Source organism: Sandarakinorhabdus sp., assembly GCF_040398645.1.
GTDB lineage: Bacteria > Pseudomonadota > Alphaproteobacteria > Sphingomonadales > Sphingomonadaceae > Sandarakinorhabdus.
This window is the reverse complement of the sequence record NZ_JBBATR010000043.1, coordinates 3,777-18,821: the sequence shown is the minus strand read 5'-3', so window position 1 is coordinate 18,821 and position 15,045 is coordinate 3,777. Positions and strand designations below refer to the sequence as shown.

Sequence of the window (15,045 nt, the reverse complement as noted above, 5' to 3'; positions counted from 1 at the left end):
ATTGAGGCTGTCATTCAAAAAGGGGACTACGATGCGCAAATTCGCGTTCGGTGTTGTGCTCGCTGCGACCGCGCTGTCCAGCGCTGCAGTGGCTAAGGACAAGGCCTGGTATATCGGCCTGGAAGCCGGCGTCGGCCTGCCGCACAATCAGGTGTTGGATATTGCGACTGCAAACGGCGCGACTGTTACCCGCAATGCCATCAAGCAGGTTTTTTTCCCGGGTTATGACGTTGGTGGCAACATCGGTTACGACTTTGGCGGCTTCCGTGCCGAATTCGCTCTGAATTACCTTCGGAGCAAGAACCGTTCGTTGGCTGTCAACCAGACCACGCCGCCGCTGCGGTTCAGCGATGCTGCTGGGATTTCACAACTGGGCGCCCCACTGGTGGCAACGTACAACAATGCTGGCGGTTCGGTCAGCGCGTTGGCGTTCATGGTCAATGGTTTGGTCGATTTTGGCGGCAAGGACAACGAGTTCGGCGGCTATGTTGGCGCTGGCGCTGGTATTGCTCGTGTGAAGATGGACGATGCCGCGATCCGTTCGCCGGGCGTTCCGTTTCTGAACGATTCAGATACGTCGCTCGCCTGGAACTTGCTGGCCGGTGTTTATAAGCCGATCAGCGACCACATCGACATCGGCCTGAAGTATCGCTTCATGAATGTGGCCAATGTCAACGTGTTCACTACGAATGGTTTGCCAATTGACACAAGGTTCCGCAGCCACAGCATTCTGGCGACGTTGACCTACAACTTCTTCGAAGCGCCGCCGGCTCCTGCCCCAGCGCCGCCGCCGCCGCCGCCAATGGCCGCTGCACCGCCGCCACCGCCACCGCCGCCTTTGCCGCCGTGCCCGGCTCCGGTTGTGACGCCTGGTCCGTTCCTGGTGTTCTTCGATTGGGACAAGTCGGCCGTCACTGCTGAAGCGTCGGCAATCCTGGACCGTGCGGCCGAGCAGTACATGGCAACTGGCCAAACCCGCGTTGCGCTCTCGGGCCACGCTGATAAATCCGGTGCAGACGAGTATAACGTGAAGCTGTCGCAGCGCCGTGCTGACGCAGTGAAGGCCTATCTGGCCGGCAAGGGCGTTCCAGCTGATGCCATGACGTCCGAAGCCCTTGGCGAAGGTCGTCCGCTGGTTGAAACAGCCGATGGTGTGCGTGAACCGCAGAACCGCCGTGTTGAACTTGCGTTCAGCGGCGCTCCGGCTCCGGCGCCGACTGGTCCTTGCCAGCCGCAATAAGCTGACAGACTTGGATCGAAAAGGGGACGCAGCATTGGAGCTGCGTCCCTTTTTTTATTTTGGAACGTTGGGAGCTTCGGATTGTTGGCGATGGTTGGCCGGATGCAAGCGCCGGACATTCCAGCTGTCAAAGTCCTCATGCGCCGCAAGCTTGTTCGGGAACCAGCGATGGCTCGGGCTGGACTTTTTTGTGGTAACGACGGCGCTTAGTTGCTGTCGTTTGCCCCTTGGAAGACCGCAGAGATTGCGGCCTGATCGGCAAGATTGAGCTCCGACATTTGTACAGGAGCAACGACCAGCCCGGCAGCGGGCGGTACCAGTGCGAGGGCTGCTCGCAGCTGCGGTAGGTGCACTTCGGCAGCTTGGGCCATGCCGCCAACGTCGGCCAATTTCACAGCCAAGCCGGCCTGCCCAGCAGCCCAGCAAAAATTATACTGCGCATCCAGTGTCGAAAAACTATTGTATCCGCGCGTATTATAGCGATCAAAGCTTGCGTCGCCACCCTTTTTCACGGTGCGAGTGAAGTGTCCGACCATGATCGTCTGCGCTGCAGCGACTTCTTGGCCATGCTTGCGAAGCATTTGATTGTAATTGTCTACGGTACGCAAGAATACCGAGTATTGGCATTGCAACGCCGCTACATTCAGGGCGGCCCGCAACATCCAAATACTGTGAGCACGCGCTTCGGCTGGTGTGGCGCGAACCAGAAGCACTGGTTTTGGGACCATGATGCCTAGTGTTTTAGGCGCCACTGGTCGAACCACTGATTTTTTTGCAACAGCTGCGGTTGGCCGCCGTAGCGGGCGGCGTTTGGCCGGCGCAGCGTCGGCCACGCCAGCCAGAACGAAGCACGTGCCGACCAGCCACAAGGTGAAACGATGCGCCATGGTGCTCCCGTCAGTACAAGCAGCAGCGCCACCGGGCCGCATCGAGGCCGCCCGGTGGCATGCCAGATCAGCCCAGGATGCTGCCGAGCGACATAGCGACTGACATATCACCTTCGATCTTCAGCTTGCCCATCATGAACGCCATCTGGGCATTTTGCTTGCCGGTGGCGATTTCCATGAAATCGGCCATGGTGACCTTGACGGTGCAGGCGGTGGCACCGTCTTCGTTGCTGACGACGACCGGCGAAACCGTGTCATCGATGCGCACCAGGCCGTCGGCACCAAAATCGAATTTTACCGACTTTTTGAATTGGCCACCTTCGCCGATGCGCTGGGTCATCTGTTCGGTGATCTGTTCCAGGCTCATTTTTTATCCTTCCCAAAGAAAAAGGGCCGCCCCAAACGGGACGGCCCTTTCTATCGCAATTCGACGAAAAGTCGAAATTACTTGGCTTCAGCCGGAGCAGCGGCCGGGGCCATTGCATCAGCGGCCGGAGCAGCGGCGTCAGCGGCCGGTGCCATTGCATCAGCAGCCGGAGCGGCGGCGTCAGCGGCCGGCGCCATGGCGTCAGCAGCAGGAGCTTCAACAGCCGGAGCTTCGGCGGCAGGAGCGGCTTCTTCAGCCTTCTTTTCGCCGCAAGCGACGACGAGGAGGGCAGCGCCAGCGATGATGGAAGCGGTCTTCAGCTTTTCGATGATGGTCATGTTCAAAACTCCTTGGACGGTGTCGCCTGAACCCAGGACGAGTTGGACTAGATTTCAATCCCCCAACTAAGGTAGACATTAGCGATATCGGCGAAATCCTGCAAGCGCGTCGTTGCTTCAGCTGCCAGTCATGCGACGAGGCGAGTGAGCATGGCTGACAAATGACGGGCAAGGGCCGCATCGGCATCGGCAAGCGTCGCCTTGTGGCCCAAGGCAGCAAGGCTGGTAACGGGTTCTGCGAGACCGCAGGGAATGATCCCTGTAAAATCAGAGAGTTCAGGGCAGATATTGATCGAAACTCCATGAAAACTTACCCAGCGCTGAACCCGCACGCCGATCGCTGCGATCTTGGCTGGGCCTCCTGGGCAATCAACCCACACGCCAATCTTGCCCGAAATGGTGCGCGCGCAAATGCCGAGATCGGCCAGTGCAGCGATCAACCACTGCTCGAGCGCCGCGACGAAGCGCCGCACATCACGCCCCCGCTCAGCCAGATCTAGCATGACATAGGCCACGCGTTGGCCGGGCCCATGGTAGGTATAGCGCCCGCCCCGTCCCGCATCGAACACGGGAAAGCGCGCAGGATCAACCAGTTCGGACGGATCGGCACTGGTACCGGCGGTGTAGAGCGGTGGATGTTCGAGCAGCCATATCCGCTCTGATTCGGTACCACTGCGAATCCCGGCTGCAATCACCTGCATGCGCGCCAAGGCCGCCGGATAATCGACGAGCCCGGGCGACACCTCCCAAACCGGCGGCAGCAGTATCACAGGCTCGCAGCAAAAGCCCTGAGATCGGCAAGGAAAAGTTCCGGCTCCTCGAGGCTGGCGAAGTGGCCACCGCGCGGCATGCTGGTCCAATGCGCGACATTATAGCCGCGCTCCACCATGGCGCGCGGTGGAAACGCCAGCAAATCGCGCGGAAAGGCAGCGACTCCGGTCGGCACTTCCACGCGGCGCCCGGTCGGCATGGCAAAGCCGCCTTCCAGGAACATGCCGCGATAAATCCACGTGGCGGTGAGAAAGCTGCGCGTGGTGAGATAGATCATGATGTTGGTGAGCATCTGATCCATGCTGAACGGCGGATCGTTATAGTCCCCGGCGACATCGGACCAGCCGGCGAATTTCTCGGCAAACCAAGCCGCGACGCCCATCGGCGAATCCATCATGGCAAAACCCAGGCTCTGCGGTTTGGTGCCCTGCAATTGTAGATAGGCGGTTTCGGTTTCGCGCATGGCCATCGCCTTGCCAAGCCACGCGGTTTCTTCGGGCGATGTGGGGGCCATGTCGGCGGGCCGCAAACCAAAGCCGTTCAGGTGAATGGCGCCGACCCGGGCCGAATCAAGGCCGATCCAGCCGCCGATCACGCAGCCCCAATCGCCGCCCTGGTACATGTAACGATCATAGCCCAACGTCGGCATCAGCGCGTCATAGCGACGAGCGACTTCGCGCGGCCCTATCGGCTCCGATGGCCGATCGGACCATGCATAGCCCGGCAGTGACGGCGCCACGACATGAAATGCCGGTAGCGACGGGTCTTCCGGCTCGGCCAGCCGCTCGATGATGGCATCAAACTCCAAAATCGACCCAGGCCAGCCGTGCGCGATAAGCAGTGGGCGCGCGTCTGGTCGGCTGGAACGCAGGTGCACGGCGTGCAGGTGAAACGGCTCGCCGCCATCCTCCCCGACGGCAACGCGCACGTGCGGCAACCGGTTCAGCCTGCCAACTGCAGCCTCCCAGTCAAATTGTTCCAGCCAATGCGCCTGCAACCGCTGCATGTAATCGCGGTTGGCGCCGTGTCGCCACCCGGCATTCACCGGCTCCTGAAACCAGCGGAAGGCTGCGACACGTTCGCGAATCCACGCCGTTTCGGCTTCGTTCACCGGAATGGTGAACACGGTCACGCGGCCAGCCCCAATTGGCGCCCCAGCTTTGTGCGCGCTGCGATAATGTCCGCGGCCTTTTCAGCGATCATGATGGTCGGCGCGTTGGTATTGCCCGACACAAGGAACGGCATCACGCTGGCATCGATGACGCGTAGGCCTTCCACGCCGTTCACGCGCAACTGGCCATCAACCACTGCATGCTCGTCAACGCCCATGCGGCAGCTGCCAACCGGGTGATAGATGGTTTCCGCCCAGCCGCGCATCATCTCAAGCAGCGCCGTGCGGTCGGTCACCCCGGGCCCGGGCCAGGCTTCACCGTCATTATAGGCTGCAAACGCCGGCTGGCTGCCGATTCGCCGCGCGATTTCGACACCGCGCAGCAGCGTTTCCACATCTTCGGGCGCGCTGAGGTAATTGGGATCGATCGCCGGGTGCGCCAATGGATCGGGCGATTTCAGGCGGATGGTGCCGCGGCTTTCCGGGCGCAGCTGGCACACGTGCATCTGATACCCATGGCGGCCATCCATAGTGCCGCGGCCATGCGGATTGCCGCGCACCGGCATGAAGTGGATCTGGATATCGGGCGCCGCCAGGCCTTCGCGGGTCGAGAGGAAGGCGCCCATCGGTGTCGGCATATGCGCGCCATTGCCGCTGCGTGTGAACACCCATTTGCCCAGCGCCATCATCTTGTTGATGAATTTGCTGTTGTTGTTGAGCGTGACCGGCTGGCTGCAATGCCATTGCACGATCACATCCAAATGATCCTGCAAATTGCCGCCAACATCCGGGCTATCAGCCAGCACATCGATGCCAAAGGCCTGCAGATGCGCGGCTGGGCCGATGCCGGACAGCATCAGCAATTGCGGGCTGTTCACCGCGCCGCCGCACAGGATGATCTCGCGGCCCGCGGCGGTTTGGGCGGCATTGCCCTGCATATAAGCCACGCCCACGGCGCGCTTGTTTTCGATCAGCACGCGCTGCACCTGCACGCCGGTCAGGATCGTCAGGTTCGGCCGTTTGCGCACAGCGTCGGTGAGATAGGCCTTGGCGGCCGAGAAACGCTCCCCATCCTTGATGGTGGCATCATATTGGCCAACGCCTTCAAATTGCGGGCCATTGAAATCATCGGTGCGGCCAAAGCCGGCCTGCACCCCGGCCTGTGCAAAGGCTTCGTTGAGCACATTTGGCAAAGCGCCCTTGCGGCTGGTATGCAGCGGGCCGCCTTGCCCGTGGAATTCATCGGAACCACGCTCCGAATCCTCGGCTTTGCGAAAATAGGGCAGCACATCATCCCAGCCCCAGCCAGTCAGGCCCAGTTGCGACCAGCGGTTGTAATCGCTGGCATGGCCGCGAATATACACCATGCCGTTGATCGATGACGATCCGCCCAGCGCGCGCCCACGCGGCCAATACAGCGGCCGCCCGCCCAGATGCGCCTGCGGTTCGGTCCAGAACGACCAATCATAAGGGCTGGGCTTTTCCGGCGGGATGATCTGGGCGATGCCGGCGGGCATCTGGATGAGCATGTTGTTGTCGTTGCCGCCCGCCTCCAGCAGCGCCACCCGGGTGCCCGGATCGGCCGACAGGCGATTGGCCAGCGCGCAGCCTGCGGACCCACCGCCGACAATGATGAAATCATATTGCTCGCCCATGGCGAAAACTCCCCAAAAAATCTTGGCAGAACCTATCCCGGCTTGGGGCCGTGTGCAAACCGCCAGCTTGGGGAGGGGTCAGGCCTGCACAAGTGCGGGCAGGGCCGCAGCATAGCGTTCAACATCGATCATGCGCCCGGTCGACACGCGGGACCATAAGGGCCACGCTGGACCCCACGCGCCGCGCACCAGGATCCCACGCTGTGCCATGGCGGCGGCAAAGCGGTCGGCGTTGGCAACTTTCACAAACAGGAAATTGGTCTGGCTGGGCAGCGCGGTGGTGCCGGCTTTGGTCACGGCGGCCTGCAGCACCCGGCGCGCCGCCATAATCTGGGTGCGGCTTTGCTGTTGGAAGGGCGCATCATCCCAGGCAGCGATGGCGGCGGCCAGGCCGGGCGCATTGAGGCTGATGGTCAGCCGGTGCCGCTTCAGCTCTGCGGCGTTGGCGGGCAACGCGACAGCATAGCCAATGCGCAGACCGGCCATGCCAAACAATTTGGAAAAGGTGCGGGTGACGATGATGTTGGCGCCGCCCTGAACCAGGGGCAGCATGGTCGATGCGGCCGGATCGTCGGCCAACTCCATATAGGCTTCATCAACCAGGAGGGTGACGCGCGGCGGCAGGGCTTTGGCAAAGGCCACCAGTTCAGCGGGTTTCAGCATCATGCCAGTCGGGTTGTTGGGGTTGCACAGATACACCATTGCCACATCGGGCGCGGCGGCTGCGCGGGCCAATGCGGCCAGATCAATGCCCAGATCCGGCGCCATGGCCACCAGGCGATAGCTTAGCCCCTGCGCCATCGGATAGAGCAAGGGTTCATCGAACTGCAGCGCCGGCAGCAAAATCGTGCCGCGCTTGCCCCAAGCCAGCGCCGCGCTGGTAATCACTTCAGAACTGCCGTGGCCCAGCACCACCTGCGCAGCGGGTACGCCCAGCCGCTTGCCGATCATCGCGGCCAATCGTGCTTCCGCATCATCGGCATAATACCAGTTGCTGCGCGCCAGCGCCGCCATAGCCTCCATTGCCGATGCCGGCGGCCCCAGCGGGTTTTCGTTGTATTTCAGATGGGCGATGCCCGGCGCGGGCGCAAAGCCGGTGGAATCCACCGCGATCTGGCGGATCGTGATGGCACTGGCCTGCGTGCTCGCCGCCGCTCCTGCCAGCCCCAGCCAGCCGCGCCTTGAAACATCCATTATTTTTTCCCCTCAGGCCGGATGCCAGGCCTTTATTGGTGTTGCGGTATCGGCGAGTGCGTCAGCCGGCACCGCCACGCCCTGTTCCACCAGCGCCTTGCCCTGCACATAGTCGCGCGCGGCGTTCACACAGTCCAGCGCAATCACCTTGCCGCCTTTGAGGTAAATCAGGCTGAAACTTCGTGCCGCCGGGTCCCCGCGCAGCACTGTTTCGTCAAAGCCGGTGCTGAGCCCCATGGTTTGCAAGCGCAGATCATATTGATTGGACCAGAACCACGGCACGGCGCGATAGGGAGCCGGATCGCCGATGATGGCGCGGGCGACCGTAGCGGCCATATCGGCTGCGTTTTGCACGGATTCGAGGCGGATTTCGGCACCGCCGGCAAATTCGTTGGCATGGAGCGCGCAATCGCCGATCGCATAGACATCGGTCAGGCTGGTGCGGCAATGATCATCCACCCAAACGCCATTTGATCCTTTGGCGCCGGCCGCCAGCAGCGGTTGCACCGCCGGGATGATGCCGATGCCAACGATGATCACATCGGCGGCAATGTGCCGGCCATCGCTGAGTGTGACGCCATCGGCGCGCCCATCGGTGCCGGTGATGGCCACCACCTGTGCGTTGGTGGTGACGGTCACGCCGTGGGCGCGGTGTTCGGCCTCATAAAAGGCCGACAGTTCCGGCCCGGCCACGCGCGCCAGCACCCGGTCAAAGGCTTCAAGCAGGGTGACATGGTGGCCCAGATTGCTCAGCACTGCCGCCGATTCCAGCCCGACATAGCCGCCGCCGACGACAAGCACGCGGCGCGCTGCTCCGGCCAGATCGATGTTCAGCGCATCAACGTCGGCGCGGGTGCGAATGGCGTGGATGCCGGCCAGTTCATGCCCGGGGCAGGTCAGGCGGCGGGCATCGCCGCCGCCAGCCCAAACCAATATGCCATAGCTTATGGTGCCGGCGCTGGTGGTGAGGCTATGCTCGGCCGGATCGACGGCGCTAACGCGGGTGCTGGTCAGAACGTCGACATTGCGGTCTGTCCAGAACGCCGCCGGCCGCAGCAACATGCGTTCAAATGGCTTTTCGCCGGCCAGATAATCCTTGGACAGCGGCGGGCGCTCATAGGGCAGATCAGGCTCCGCGATCAGCATGGCGATGCTGCCGCCATAGCCGCGCTGGCGCAATTGCGCCGCCACCGCAGCCCCGCCATGGCCGCCGCCCACGATCACCACATCATATTGCTGCATCGTCATGCCCTTTCGCTTGCACTGACATGCGGCAGTTGCGCAGCGCCATCAAGGCCGGGCTGGCGATTATGTGCCCTTCACAGCGCGCACTGGCGCTGCCACATGGGGGTTATGGATCTGGCCTCTCACCCCGACAGCGCAGCCTATGGCATGCTGGCAACCCGGTCGCCGCTGGTGCGCCGCTTGCTGGCGCGCAATCCGTCACCGTTCACATTCACCGGCACCGGGACGTTCGTGGTCGGGCCCAAGGGACCCGGCTCCACAGTGGCGGTGATTGATCCTGGCCCCAATGATCCGGCGCATATCGCGGCCTTGCTGGCTGGCCTGGCCGGGGAGCGCGTGTCGCATATCGTTATCACCCACACCCATATGGATCATTCGCCGGGCGCACCGGCGCTCAAGGCTGCAACGGGCGCGCTGATCGTTGGCTGTGCGCCGCTGGTATTGCGCGACGATGGCCCGCGCGCCGATGCCGGTTTTGATGCCAGCTATGCGCCGGACCGCGTGCTGACGGACGGCGAGAGCGTATCGGGGCCGGATTGGACGCTGACGGCGGTGCACACGCCCGGCCACACCAGCAACCATCTTTGCTACGCGCTTGAACAGGAAAAGGCGCTGTTCACCGGCGATCATGTCATGGGCTGGAGCACCACGGTGGTGGCGCCGCCCGATGGCGACATGGCGGATTACATGGCCTCGCTGCAAAAGCTGATCGCCCGCGATGATGCGATCTACCATCCCACCCACGGCGAAGCGGTGACCGATCCGCAGCGTTTTGCCCGGCATTTGCTCAGCCATCGCCGCCAGCGCGAAACGCAGATTTTGCGCGGTATCGACGAGGGGCTGGTGACCATCCCGGCGATGGTGGCGGCCATGTATGCGATGGTGGACAAGCGGCTGCACCCGGCGGCCGGGCGCAGTGTGCTGGCGCATCTCATTGATCTGGAACAACGTGGGCAGGTGGTGCGCAGCGGTGACCGCTGGGCGAAATGCGGAGAGAGTTGATGGACGCGCGATTGAACATGCTTGGTGGCGGCCCCACTATAGATGTGGTGGCCGAAATCCAGCGACTGCGCAAAGAGCGCAATGCCGTGATCCTGGCGCATTATTATCAGGCGCCCGAAATTCAGGACATTGCTGATTTCGTTGGCGATTCGCTCGATTTGTCGCGCAAGGCCGCTGCCACCGATGCCGGTGTGATCGCCTTTTGTGGCGTCAAGTTCATGGCCGAAGTCGCCAAGATCCTGTCACCGAACAAGACGGTGATCCTGCCTGACCTGAAGGCCGGTTGCAGCCTGGAAGACAGCTGCCCTCCGCAAGATTTCGCCCGTTTCCGCCGTGCGCACCCCGATCATCTGGCGCTCACCTACATCAATTGCTCGGCCGCGGTGAAAGCCGAAAGCGACATCATCGTCACCTCAAGCTCGGCCGAAAAGATCATCAACCAGCTGCCCTCGACACAGAAAATCCTGTTCGCGCCCGACAAGCATCTGGGGGCCTGGCTCAATCGCAAGACCGGCCGCGACATGCTGCTCTGGGATGGCACCTGCATGGTGCACGAGAAATTTTCGGTGACGGAATTGCTCAAGCTGAAGGCGCTGCACCCCGCTGCGCCCGTGCTGGCCCACCCGGAATGCCCGGCGCCGATCCTGGAACTGGCACATTATGTCGGCGCCACCAGCGGCATCTTGAATTATGCGCTGAACTCGCCCGAGCCGACCGTGATCGTGGCGACCGAGCCAAACATCATCCACCAGATGCAAAAGGCCGCGCCGCACAAGAATTTCATCGGCGCGCCGGGTGCAGACGGCAATTGCGGCTGCAACATGTGCCCGTACATGGCGCTCAACACGATGCAGAAACTCTATCTGTCTCTGCGCGATCTCACCCCGCAGATCGATGTGCCCGAAGACGTGCGGGTGCGCGCCAAGCGCAGCCTCGATCGCATGCTGGAGATGTCAGCAGCGGTCTCGGCCGTGCCCGTGAGGGGCGATTGATGCTGCCGCTGCTTCTCGCATTGGCCGCCGCCCCCTCTGCTGTCGATGCCGATCCGGTACCGCATTTTGTCGCCGCATGCCGACAGGAGCGCAGCGCGGCGCATTGCGCATGTATGGTGGCAGCGATGACCGCGGATGCCGGCGGGCGCTTTTTCCTCGACATGACGATGGTGGTCCGCCTGCCCGATCCTGAACAGGGCCCGGCCTATGCGGCGCTGCTCGCCCGCCACGGCGTTGATGCTGCCGGAGGCTCGGCACTTCGCCAACGCGGCCAGGCGATCGGCGATGCCGCCGAGGCGGGTTGTCCATGATTGCCGATTTCGATCTTGCCGGCTTCGTGACCGTCACCTTGGCCGAAGACCTCGGCACTGGCGGCGACATCACGTCGAATGCGGTAATCCCGGCGCAGGCGCAGTTGGATGCGGTGATGGCCAGCCGCGATGACGTGGTGTTGGCGGGCGTGGAAATCGCCGAAGCATTTTTTCGCGCGCTCGATCCCAAATGCACGCTGGAGCGCTTGGTGGCGGATGGCACGGCGGTGTCGGCCGGGACGGCGCTCCTGCGCATCACCGGCAATGCCCGCGCGCTGCTGGCGGCGGAGCGCTCGGCGCTCAACACGGTCCAGCATCTCACCGGCATCGCCACCATGACGCGAGCCTATGTCGACGTCATTGCCGGCACCGGCGCCGTGCTGCTCGACACCCGCAAGACTCTGCCGGGCCTGCGGGCACTGGAAAAATATGCGACGCGCATGGGCGGTGCCACCAACCACCGCATGCGGCTGGATGACGGCGTGATGATCAAGGACAATCACATCGCCGTGGCCGGCGGTGTCGATCAGGCAGTGCGCGCCGCCAAGGCGGCGGGATTGACCGGCGTGGTGGTGGAAGTTGACCGTATCGACCAGATCGAACCCGCGCTGGCCGCCGGGGCCGATCGCCTGCTGCTCGACAATATGGATGTGCCCACGTTGCGCGCCGCCGTCGCGTTGATTGCCGGCCGCGTGCCAACCGAAGCCAGCGGCGGCGTGCGGCTGGACACGATCCGGGCGATTGCCGAGACCGGCGTGACCTTCATCAGCGTCGGGCGGATCACGCAGAGCGCGCCGGCAGCCGATATCGGGTTGGATTTTGGCTGAAACCCTCGCCCCTTGAGGGAGGGGGGTTAGAGGAGCCGCTTGATGAGTTTCAGATTCCGCGTGTTCGAACGGAAAAACACGTCGAACACATCACCCACGACAGGCACACTGCCCAGCGCCGTATCGATGCCGACATTGGCCAGCATGCGCAGCAAGGTGGCGGTGGATGCGCCCAGATTGCGGGCCTCCCAGATCAGATAAAGGCCGAGTGCGCCGGCAGCGAAATCACCGATACCGGGCACCAGCCCGATCAGCGCGTCCAGCCCGATGCGGTGGCCGATTATCGGCAAGCGCACCATGTTTTCCAGCAGTTGTTCGAGCCGCGCGATGCGCAGGCGGGCAGCGGCAGCGTTGGGGGCGGTGAGGGCAAATGTGGTCATGGCCCTGAATCTGGCCCCGACATGCCGGCTTACAAGGGGCCGCAGCTAGACCTCCCCCGGCCTTGGGCGGAGAAGGTCCCGAAGAGACGGAAAAATCAACCCGCCATCATCGCCGGCAGCGCGGTTTCATGGATGCGGCGCAAATCGGCCAACGGCAGCGCAGCACCATTCAGCACCAGCGCATCACCCGCCACCGTGCCGATGCGCGTCGTCCCGGCGATGGCAACACCGGCCGGCGCGGTGACGAGATACCGGCCCTGGTCCTCGCCAAAAGCAGCTGCTGCGGTCAGCCTTGCCTCCACGATGGCACCCAGCCCGTTGGCCAGGCCCATTTCTGCCAGCGCCACCGCGAGGCCGCCGTCCGACAGATCATGCACCGCCGTGACCACGCCAGCCGCAATCAACGCGGCGACCTGTTCACCGGCAGCACGCTCGGCCGCCAGATCGACCGGCGGCGGCGGGCCATCTTCGCGGCCATGGAGTTCACGGAGCCACAATGACTGGCCCAAATGGCTGCCAACGCCGCCGATCAGCCAGATCGCATCGCCAGCCGTCTTGAACCCCATCGTCATCTGTCGATCATAATCGGCGAGCAGTCCCACGCCGCCAATCGCCGGGGTGGGCAAAATCGCATTGCCGCCGCCGGTCGCGCGGCTTTCGTTGTAGAGCGAGACATTGCCCGACACGACCGGGTAATCCAGCGCCAGGCAGGCCGCCGCGATGCCTTCGATACAGCCCACCAATTGCCCCATGATCACCGGGTTTTGCGGGGACGCGAAGTTCAGGCAATTGGTGATCGCCAGTGGCTTGCCGCCCACAGCAATGATGTTGCGCCAGGTTTCCGCCACCGCCTGCTTACCGCCCTCGAACGGATCGGCAAAGCAATATCGCGGGGTGCAATCGGTGGCGATGACCAACGCCTTTCTGGTGCCATGCACGCGCACCACCGCGGCATCGCCGCCGGGCCGCTGCAACGTGTCCGCGCCGACCTGACTGTCATATTGCTCCCAGATCCAGCGGCGTGAGCAGAGATCGGCGCTGCCCATCAATTTCAGCAGATCTGCCGCAATGTCGCTGCTTTCGGGCACGTCGGTCAGCGGCGCGCGCGCCGGCGTCGGCACGTGCGGCCGGTCATATTTCGGTGCCGCATCGGCCAGGGGATCCAGCGGAATGCAGCCCACAATCTCGCCGTGGAAGGTCATGGTTAGATCGCCCCCCCCCACTCCTGCGTCCACCACTTCACCGATCACCGCGAAATCCAGTTCCCATTTTCTGAAAATCGCTTCGGCAAAGGCTTCGCGGCCGGGCTTCAGCACCATCAGCATGCGTTCCTGGCTTTCGGACAGCATCATTTCATACGGCGTCATGCCGGTTTCGCGGCACGGCACCTTGTCCATATCCAGCCTGATTCCCACGCCGCCCTTTGATGCCATTTCCACCGAGGAGCTGGTCAGGCCGGCCGCGCCCATGTCCTGAATCGCCACGATGGCATCCGATGCCATCAATTCCAGGCACGCCTCGATCAGCAGTTTTTCGGTGAACGGGTCGCCCACCTGCACGGTCGGGCGCTTTTCCTCGCTGTTTTCATCAAATTCGGCGCTGGCCATGGTGGCGCCGTGGATGCCGTCGCGCCCGGTCTTGCTGCCGACATAGACCACCGGATTGCCGACACCTGCGGCGGCCGAATAGAAGATCTTGTCGGCCTTCGCCACGCCCACGGTCATGGCATTGACGATGATATTGCCGTTGTAGCTGGGGTGAAAAATCGTCTCCCCGCCCACCGTCGGCACGCCCACGCAATTGCCATAGCCGCCAATGCCGGCCACCACACCCTTCACCAGATGGCGCATGCGCGGCGCATCGATGGCGCCAAAGCGCAGCGCATTCAGATTGGCCACCGGCCGCGCGCCCATGGTGAACACATCGCGCAGTATTCCGCCCACGCCGGTCGCGGCGCCCTGATACGGCTCGATATAGCTGGGGTGGTTGTGGCTCTCCATCTTGAAAATGGCGGCATCGCCGTCGCCAATATCAATCACGCCGGCATTCTCACCGGGGCCGCAGATTACCCATGGCGCTTTGGTCGGCAGCTTGGCCAGATGCATGCGGCTGGATTTGTAGCTGCAATGTTCCGACCACATCACCGAAAAAATGCCCAGCTCCAACATATTGGGCTCCCGCCCCATCGCGCTCAGCACGCGCGCATATTCCTCAGGGGTGAAGCCATGGGCTGCGACGATTTCGGCGGTGATGCTCATGGTTGCGCGCATAGCGGCCAGCCGCGCATTTGTCATGTCGGCATGACATATTGCAATGAATTGGCCCGCGAATCGCAGCAGGAGCGTATGATGACCGACGAAATACAGGATGAAGCCGCCGATATCCGCGCCATTGCCGATCATGTCGTGGCACTGGCCAAGGCCGGTGATTTTGATGCCATCGGCGAAACCTATTGGGATGACGATGTGATCTCCTTCGAAGCGGCCGAAAGCCCGATGGCGGTATGCGACGGCATCGAAGCCGTGCGCGCCAAGACAGCATGGTGGAGCAGCGCCCACGAAGTGCACGGCGGCGATGCCCAGGGCCCGTGGGTGAACGGCGATCAGTTCACCGTGCGCTTCACCATGGACGTGACCGTCAAAGCCACGGGTGAGCGCATCCCGATGGACGAAATCGCGCTCTACACAATCGATGACGGCCTGATCATCGAGGAACGGTTTTTCTA

General features: G+C 62.8%; 16 protein-coding genes. 6 read left to right on the top strand and 10 right to left on the bottom strand.

The window, feature by feature from the left end; genetic code table 11:
• Window positions 1-1,240: OmpA family protein (locus tag ABWP50_RS09980; RefSeq protein WP_353217844.1), on the top strand; the 1,240-nt coding region annotated here is incomplete at its 5' end.
• A 206-nt stretch (window positions 1,241-1,446) separates the two neighbouring features.
• On the opposite strand, the gene ABWP50_RS09975 is transcribed toward ABWP50_RS09980, so the two are convergent.
• From ABWP50_RS09975 to ABWP50_RS09940, 8 genes are all read right to left on the bottom strand, one after another.
• Entirely contained in the window at window positions 1,447-2,127 is a 681-nt protein-coding gene (locus ABWP50_RS09975) for a hypothetical protein (protein WP_353217843.1), read from the bottom strand.
• A 67-nt stretch (window positions 2,128-2,194) separates the two neighbouring features.
• Window positions 2,195-2,494: an SCP2 sterol-binding domain-containing protein gene (locus tag ABWP50_RS09970; protein WP_353217842.1), complete on the bottom strand. Its 300-nt coding sequence runs from the start codon at window positions 2,492-2,494 to the stop codon at window positions 2,195-2,197.
• A 77-nt stretch (window positions 2,495-2,571) separates the two neighbouring features.
• Window positions 2,572-2,832 carry a hypothetical protein gene (locus ABWP50_RS09965; RefSeq protein WP_353217841.1) on the bottom strand — a complete coding sequence of 87 codons (261 nt, stop codon included), beginning with the start codon at window positions 2,830-2,832 and terminating at the stop codon, window positions 2,572-2,574.
• Window positions 2,833-2,960: 128 nt separating this feature from the next.
• On the bottom strand, window positions 2,961-3,602 hold the full coding sequence (gene lipB, locus ABWP50_RS09960; protein WP_353217840.1) for a lipoyl(octanoyl) transferase LipB: 642 nt from the start codon (window positions 3,600-3,602) through the stop codon (window positions 2,961-2,963).
• Window positions 3,599-4,735, bottom strand: coding sequence for an epoxide hydrolase family protein (locus ABWP50_RS09955; RefSeq protein WP_353217839.1), 1,137 nt, complete (start codon window positions 4,733-4,735; stop codon window positions 3,599-3,601). Before ABWP50_RS09955 ends, lipB begins: the two co-directional genes overlap by 4 nt.
• Complete coding sequence (locus ABWP50_RS09950) at window positions 4,732-6,369, bottom strand: GMC family oxidoreductase (protein WP_353217838.1); 1,638 nt, start codon at window positions 6,367-6,369, stop codon at window positions 4,732-4,734. Before ABWP50_RS09950 ends, ABWP50_RS09955 begins: the two co-directional genes overlap by 4 nt.
• A gap of 78 nt (window positions 6,370-6,447) precedes the next feature.
• Window positions 6,448-7,563: a pyridoxal phosphate-dependent aminotransferase gene (locus ABWP50_RS09945; RefSeq protein ID WP_353217837.1), complete on the bottom strand. Its 1,116-nt coding sequence runs from the start codon at window positions 7,561-7,563 to the stop codon at window positions 6,448-6,450.
• A 12-nt stretch (window positions 7,564-7,575) separates the two neighbouring features.
• Complete coding sequence (locus ABWP50_RS09940; RefSeq protein ID WP_353217848.1) at window positions 7,576-8,805, bottom strand: NAD(P)/FAD-dependent oxidoreductase; 1,230 nt, start codon at window positions 8,803-8,805, stop codon at window positions 7,576-7,578.
• 111 nt (window positions 8,806-8,916) lie between these two features.
• Here ABWP50_RS09940 and ABWP50_RS09935 point away from each other — a divergent pair, with 111 nt between their 5' ends.
• The 4 genes from ABWP50_RS09935 to nadC are packed head-to-tail and all read left to right on the top strand — an operon-like array spanning window position 8,917 to window position 11,940.
• A complete protein-coding gene (locus ABWP50_RS09935) occupies window positions 8,917-9,810 on the top strand; it encodes an MBL fold metallo-hydrolase (protein ID WP_353217847.1) in 894 nt (297 codons plus the stop codon).
• The gene (nadA, locus tag ABWP50_RS09930; protein ID WP_353217836.1) at window positions 9,810-10,802 is read left to right on the top strand and encodes a quinolinate synthase NadA; all 993 of its coding nucleotides are present in this window, start codon (window positions 9,810-9,812) and stop codon (window positions 10,800-10,802) included. Before ABWP50_RS09935 ends, nadA begins: the two co-directional genes overlap by 1 nt.
• The gene (locus ABWP50_RS09925; RefSeq protein WP_353217835.1) at window positions 10,802-11,113 is read left to right on the top strand and encodes a hypothetical protein; all 312 of its coding nucleotides are present in this window, start codon (window positions 10,802-10,804) and stop codon (window positions 11,111-11,113) included. The genes nadA and ABWP50_RS09925 overlap by 1 nt, the downstream gene beginning before the upstream one ends.
• On the top strand, window positions 11,110-11,940 hold the full coding sequence (gene nadC, locus ABWP50_RS09920; protein WP_353217834.1) for a carboxylating nicotinate-nucleotide diphosphorylase: 831 nt from the start codon (window positions 11,110-11,112) through the stop codon (window positions 11,938-11,940). The genes ABWP50_RS09925 and nadC overlap by 4 nt, the downstream gene beginning before the upstream one ends.
• Before the next feature lie 26 nt (window positions 11,941-11,966).
• On the opposite strand, the gene ABWP50_RS09915 is transcribed toward nadC, so the two are convergent.
• Both ABWP50_RS09915 and purL read right to left on the bottom strand, forming a co-directional pair.
• Entirely contained in the window at window positions 11,967-12,320 is a 354-nt protein-coding gene (locus ABWP50_RS09915; RefSeq protein ID WP_353217833.1) for a DUF4112 domain-containing protein, read from the bottom strand.
• Between the two features lie 95 nt (window positions 12,321-12,415).
• A complete protein-coding gene (purL, locus tag ABWP50_RS09910; RefSeq protein WP_353217846.1) occupies window positions 12,416-14,590 on the bottom strand; it encodes a phosphoribosylformylglycinamidine synthase subunit PurL in 2,175 nt (724 codons plus the stop codon).
• A gap of 75 nt (window positions 14,591-14,665) precedes the next feature.
• Here purL and ABWP50_RS09905 point away from each other — a divergent pair.
• The coding region (locus tag ABWP50_RS09905; RefSeq protein WP_353217832.1) for a SnoaL-like domain-containing protein at window positions 14,666-15,045 on the top strand (380 nt) is incomplete at its 3' end.

Bases quoted from the DNA above. Each gene is read 5' to 3' on its own strand.
- nadC (WP_353217834.1), top strand. From the start codon at position 11,110: ATGATTGCCGATTTCGATCTTGCCGGCTTCGTGACCGTCACCTTGGCC.
- ABWP50_RS09950 (WP_353217838.1), bottom strand. From the start codon at position 6,369: ATGGGCGAGCAATATGATTTCATCATTGTCGGCGGTGGGTCCGCAGGC.
- ABWP50_RS09915 (WP_353217833.1), bottom strand. From the start codon at position 12,320: ATGACCACATTTGCCCTCACCGCCCCCAACGCTGCCGCTGCCCGCCTG.
- ABWP50_RS09940 (WP_353217848.1), bottom strand. From the start codon at position 8,805: ATGCAGCAATATGATGTGGTGATCGTGGGCGGCGGCCATGGCGGGGCT.
- nadA (WP_353217836.1), top strand. From the start codon at position 9,810: ATGGACGCGCGATTGAACATGCTTGGTGGCGGCCCCACTATAGATGTG.
- purL (WP_353217846.1), bottom strand. From the start codon at position 14,590: ATGCGCGCAACCATGAGCATCACCGCCGAAATCGTCGCAGCCCATGGC.
- ABWP50_RS09970 (WP_353217842.1), bottom strand. From the start codon at position 2,494: ATGAGCCTGGAACAGATCACCGAACAGATGACCCAGCGCATCGGCGAA.
- ABWP50_RS09945 (WP_353217837.1), bottom strand. From the start codon at position 7,563: ATGGATGTTTCAAGGCGCGGCTGGCTGGGGCTGGCAGGAGCGGCGGCG.
- ABWP50_RS09935 (WP_353217847.1), top strand. From the start codon at position 8,917: ATGGATCTGGCCTCTCACCCCGACAGCGCAGCCTATGGCATGCTGGCA.
- ABWP50_RS09975 (WP_353217843.1), bottom strand. From the start codon at position 2,127: ATGGCGCATCGTTTCACCTTGTGGCTGGTCGGCACGTGCTTCGTTCTG.
- ABWP50_RS09965 (WP_353217841.1), bottom strand. From the start codon at position 2,832: ATGACCATCATCGAAAAGCTGAAGACCGCTTCCATCATCGCTGGCGCT.
- ABWP50_RS09925 (WP_353217835.1), top strand. From the start codon at position 10,802: ATGCTGCCGCTGCTTCTCGCATTGGCCGCCGCCCCCTCTGCTGTCGAT.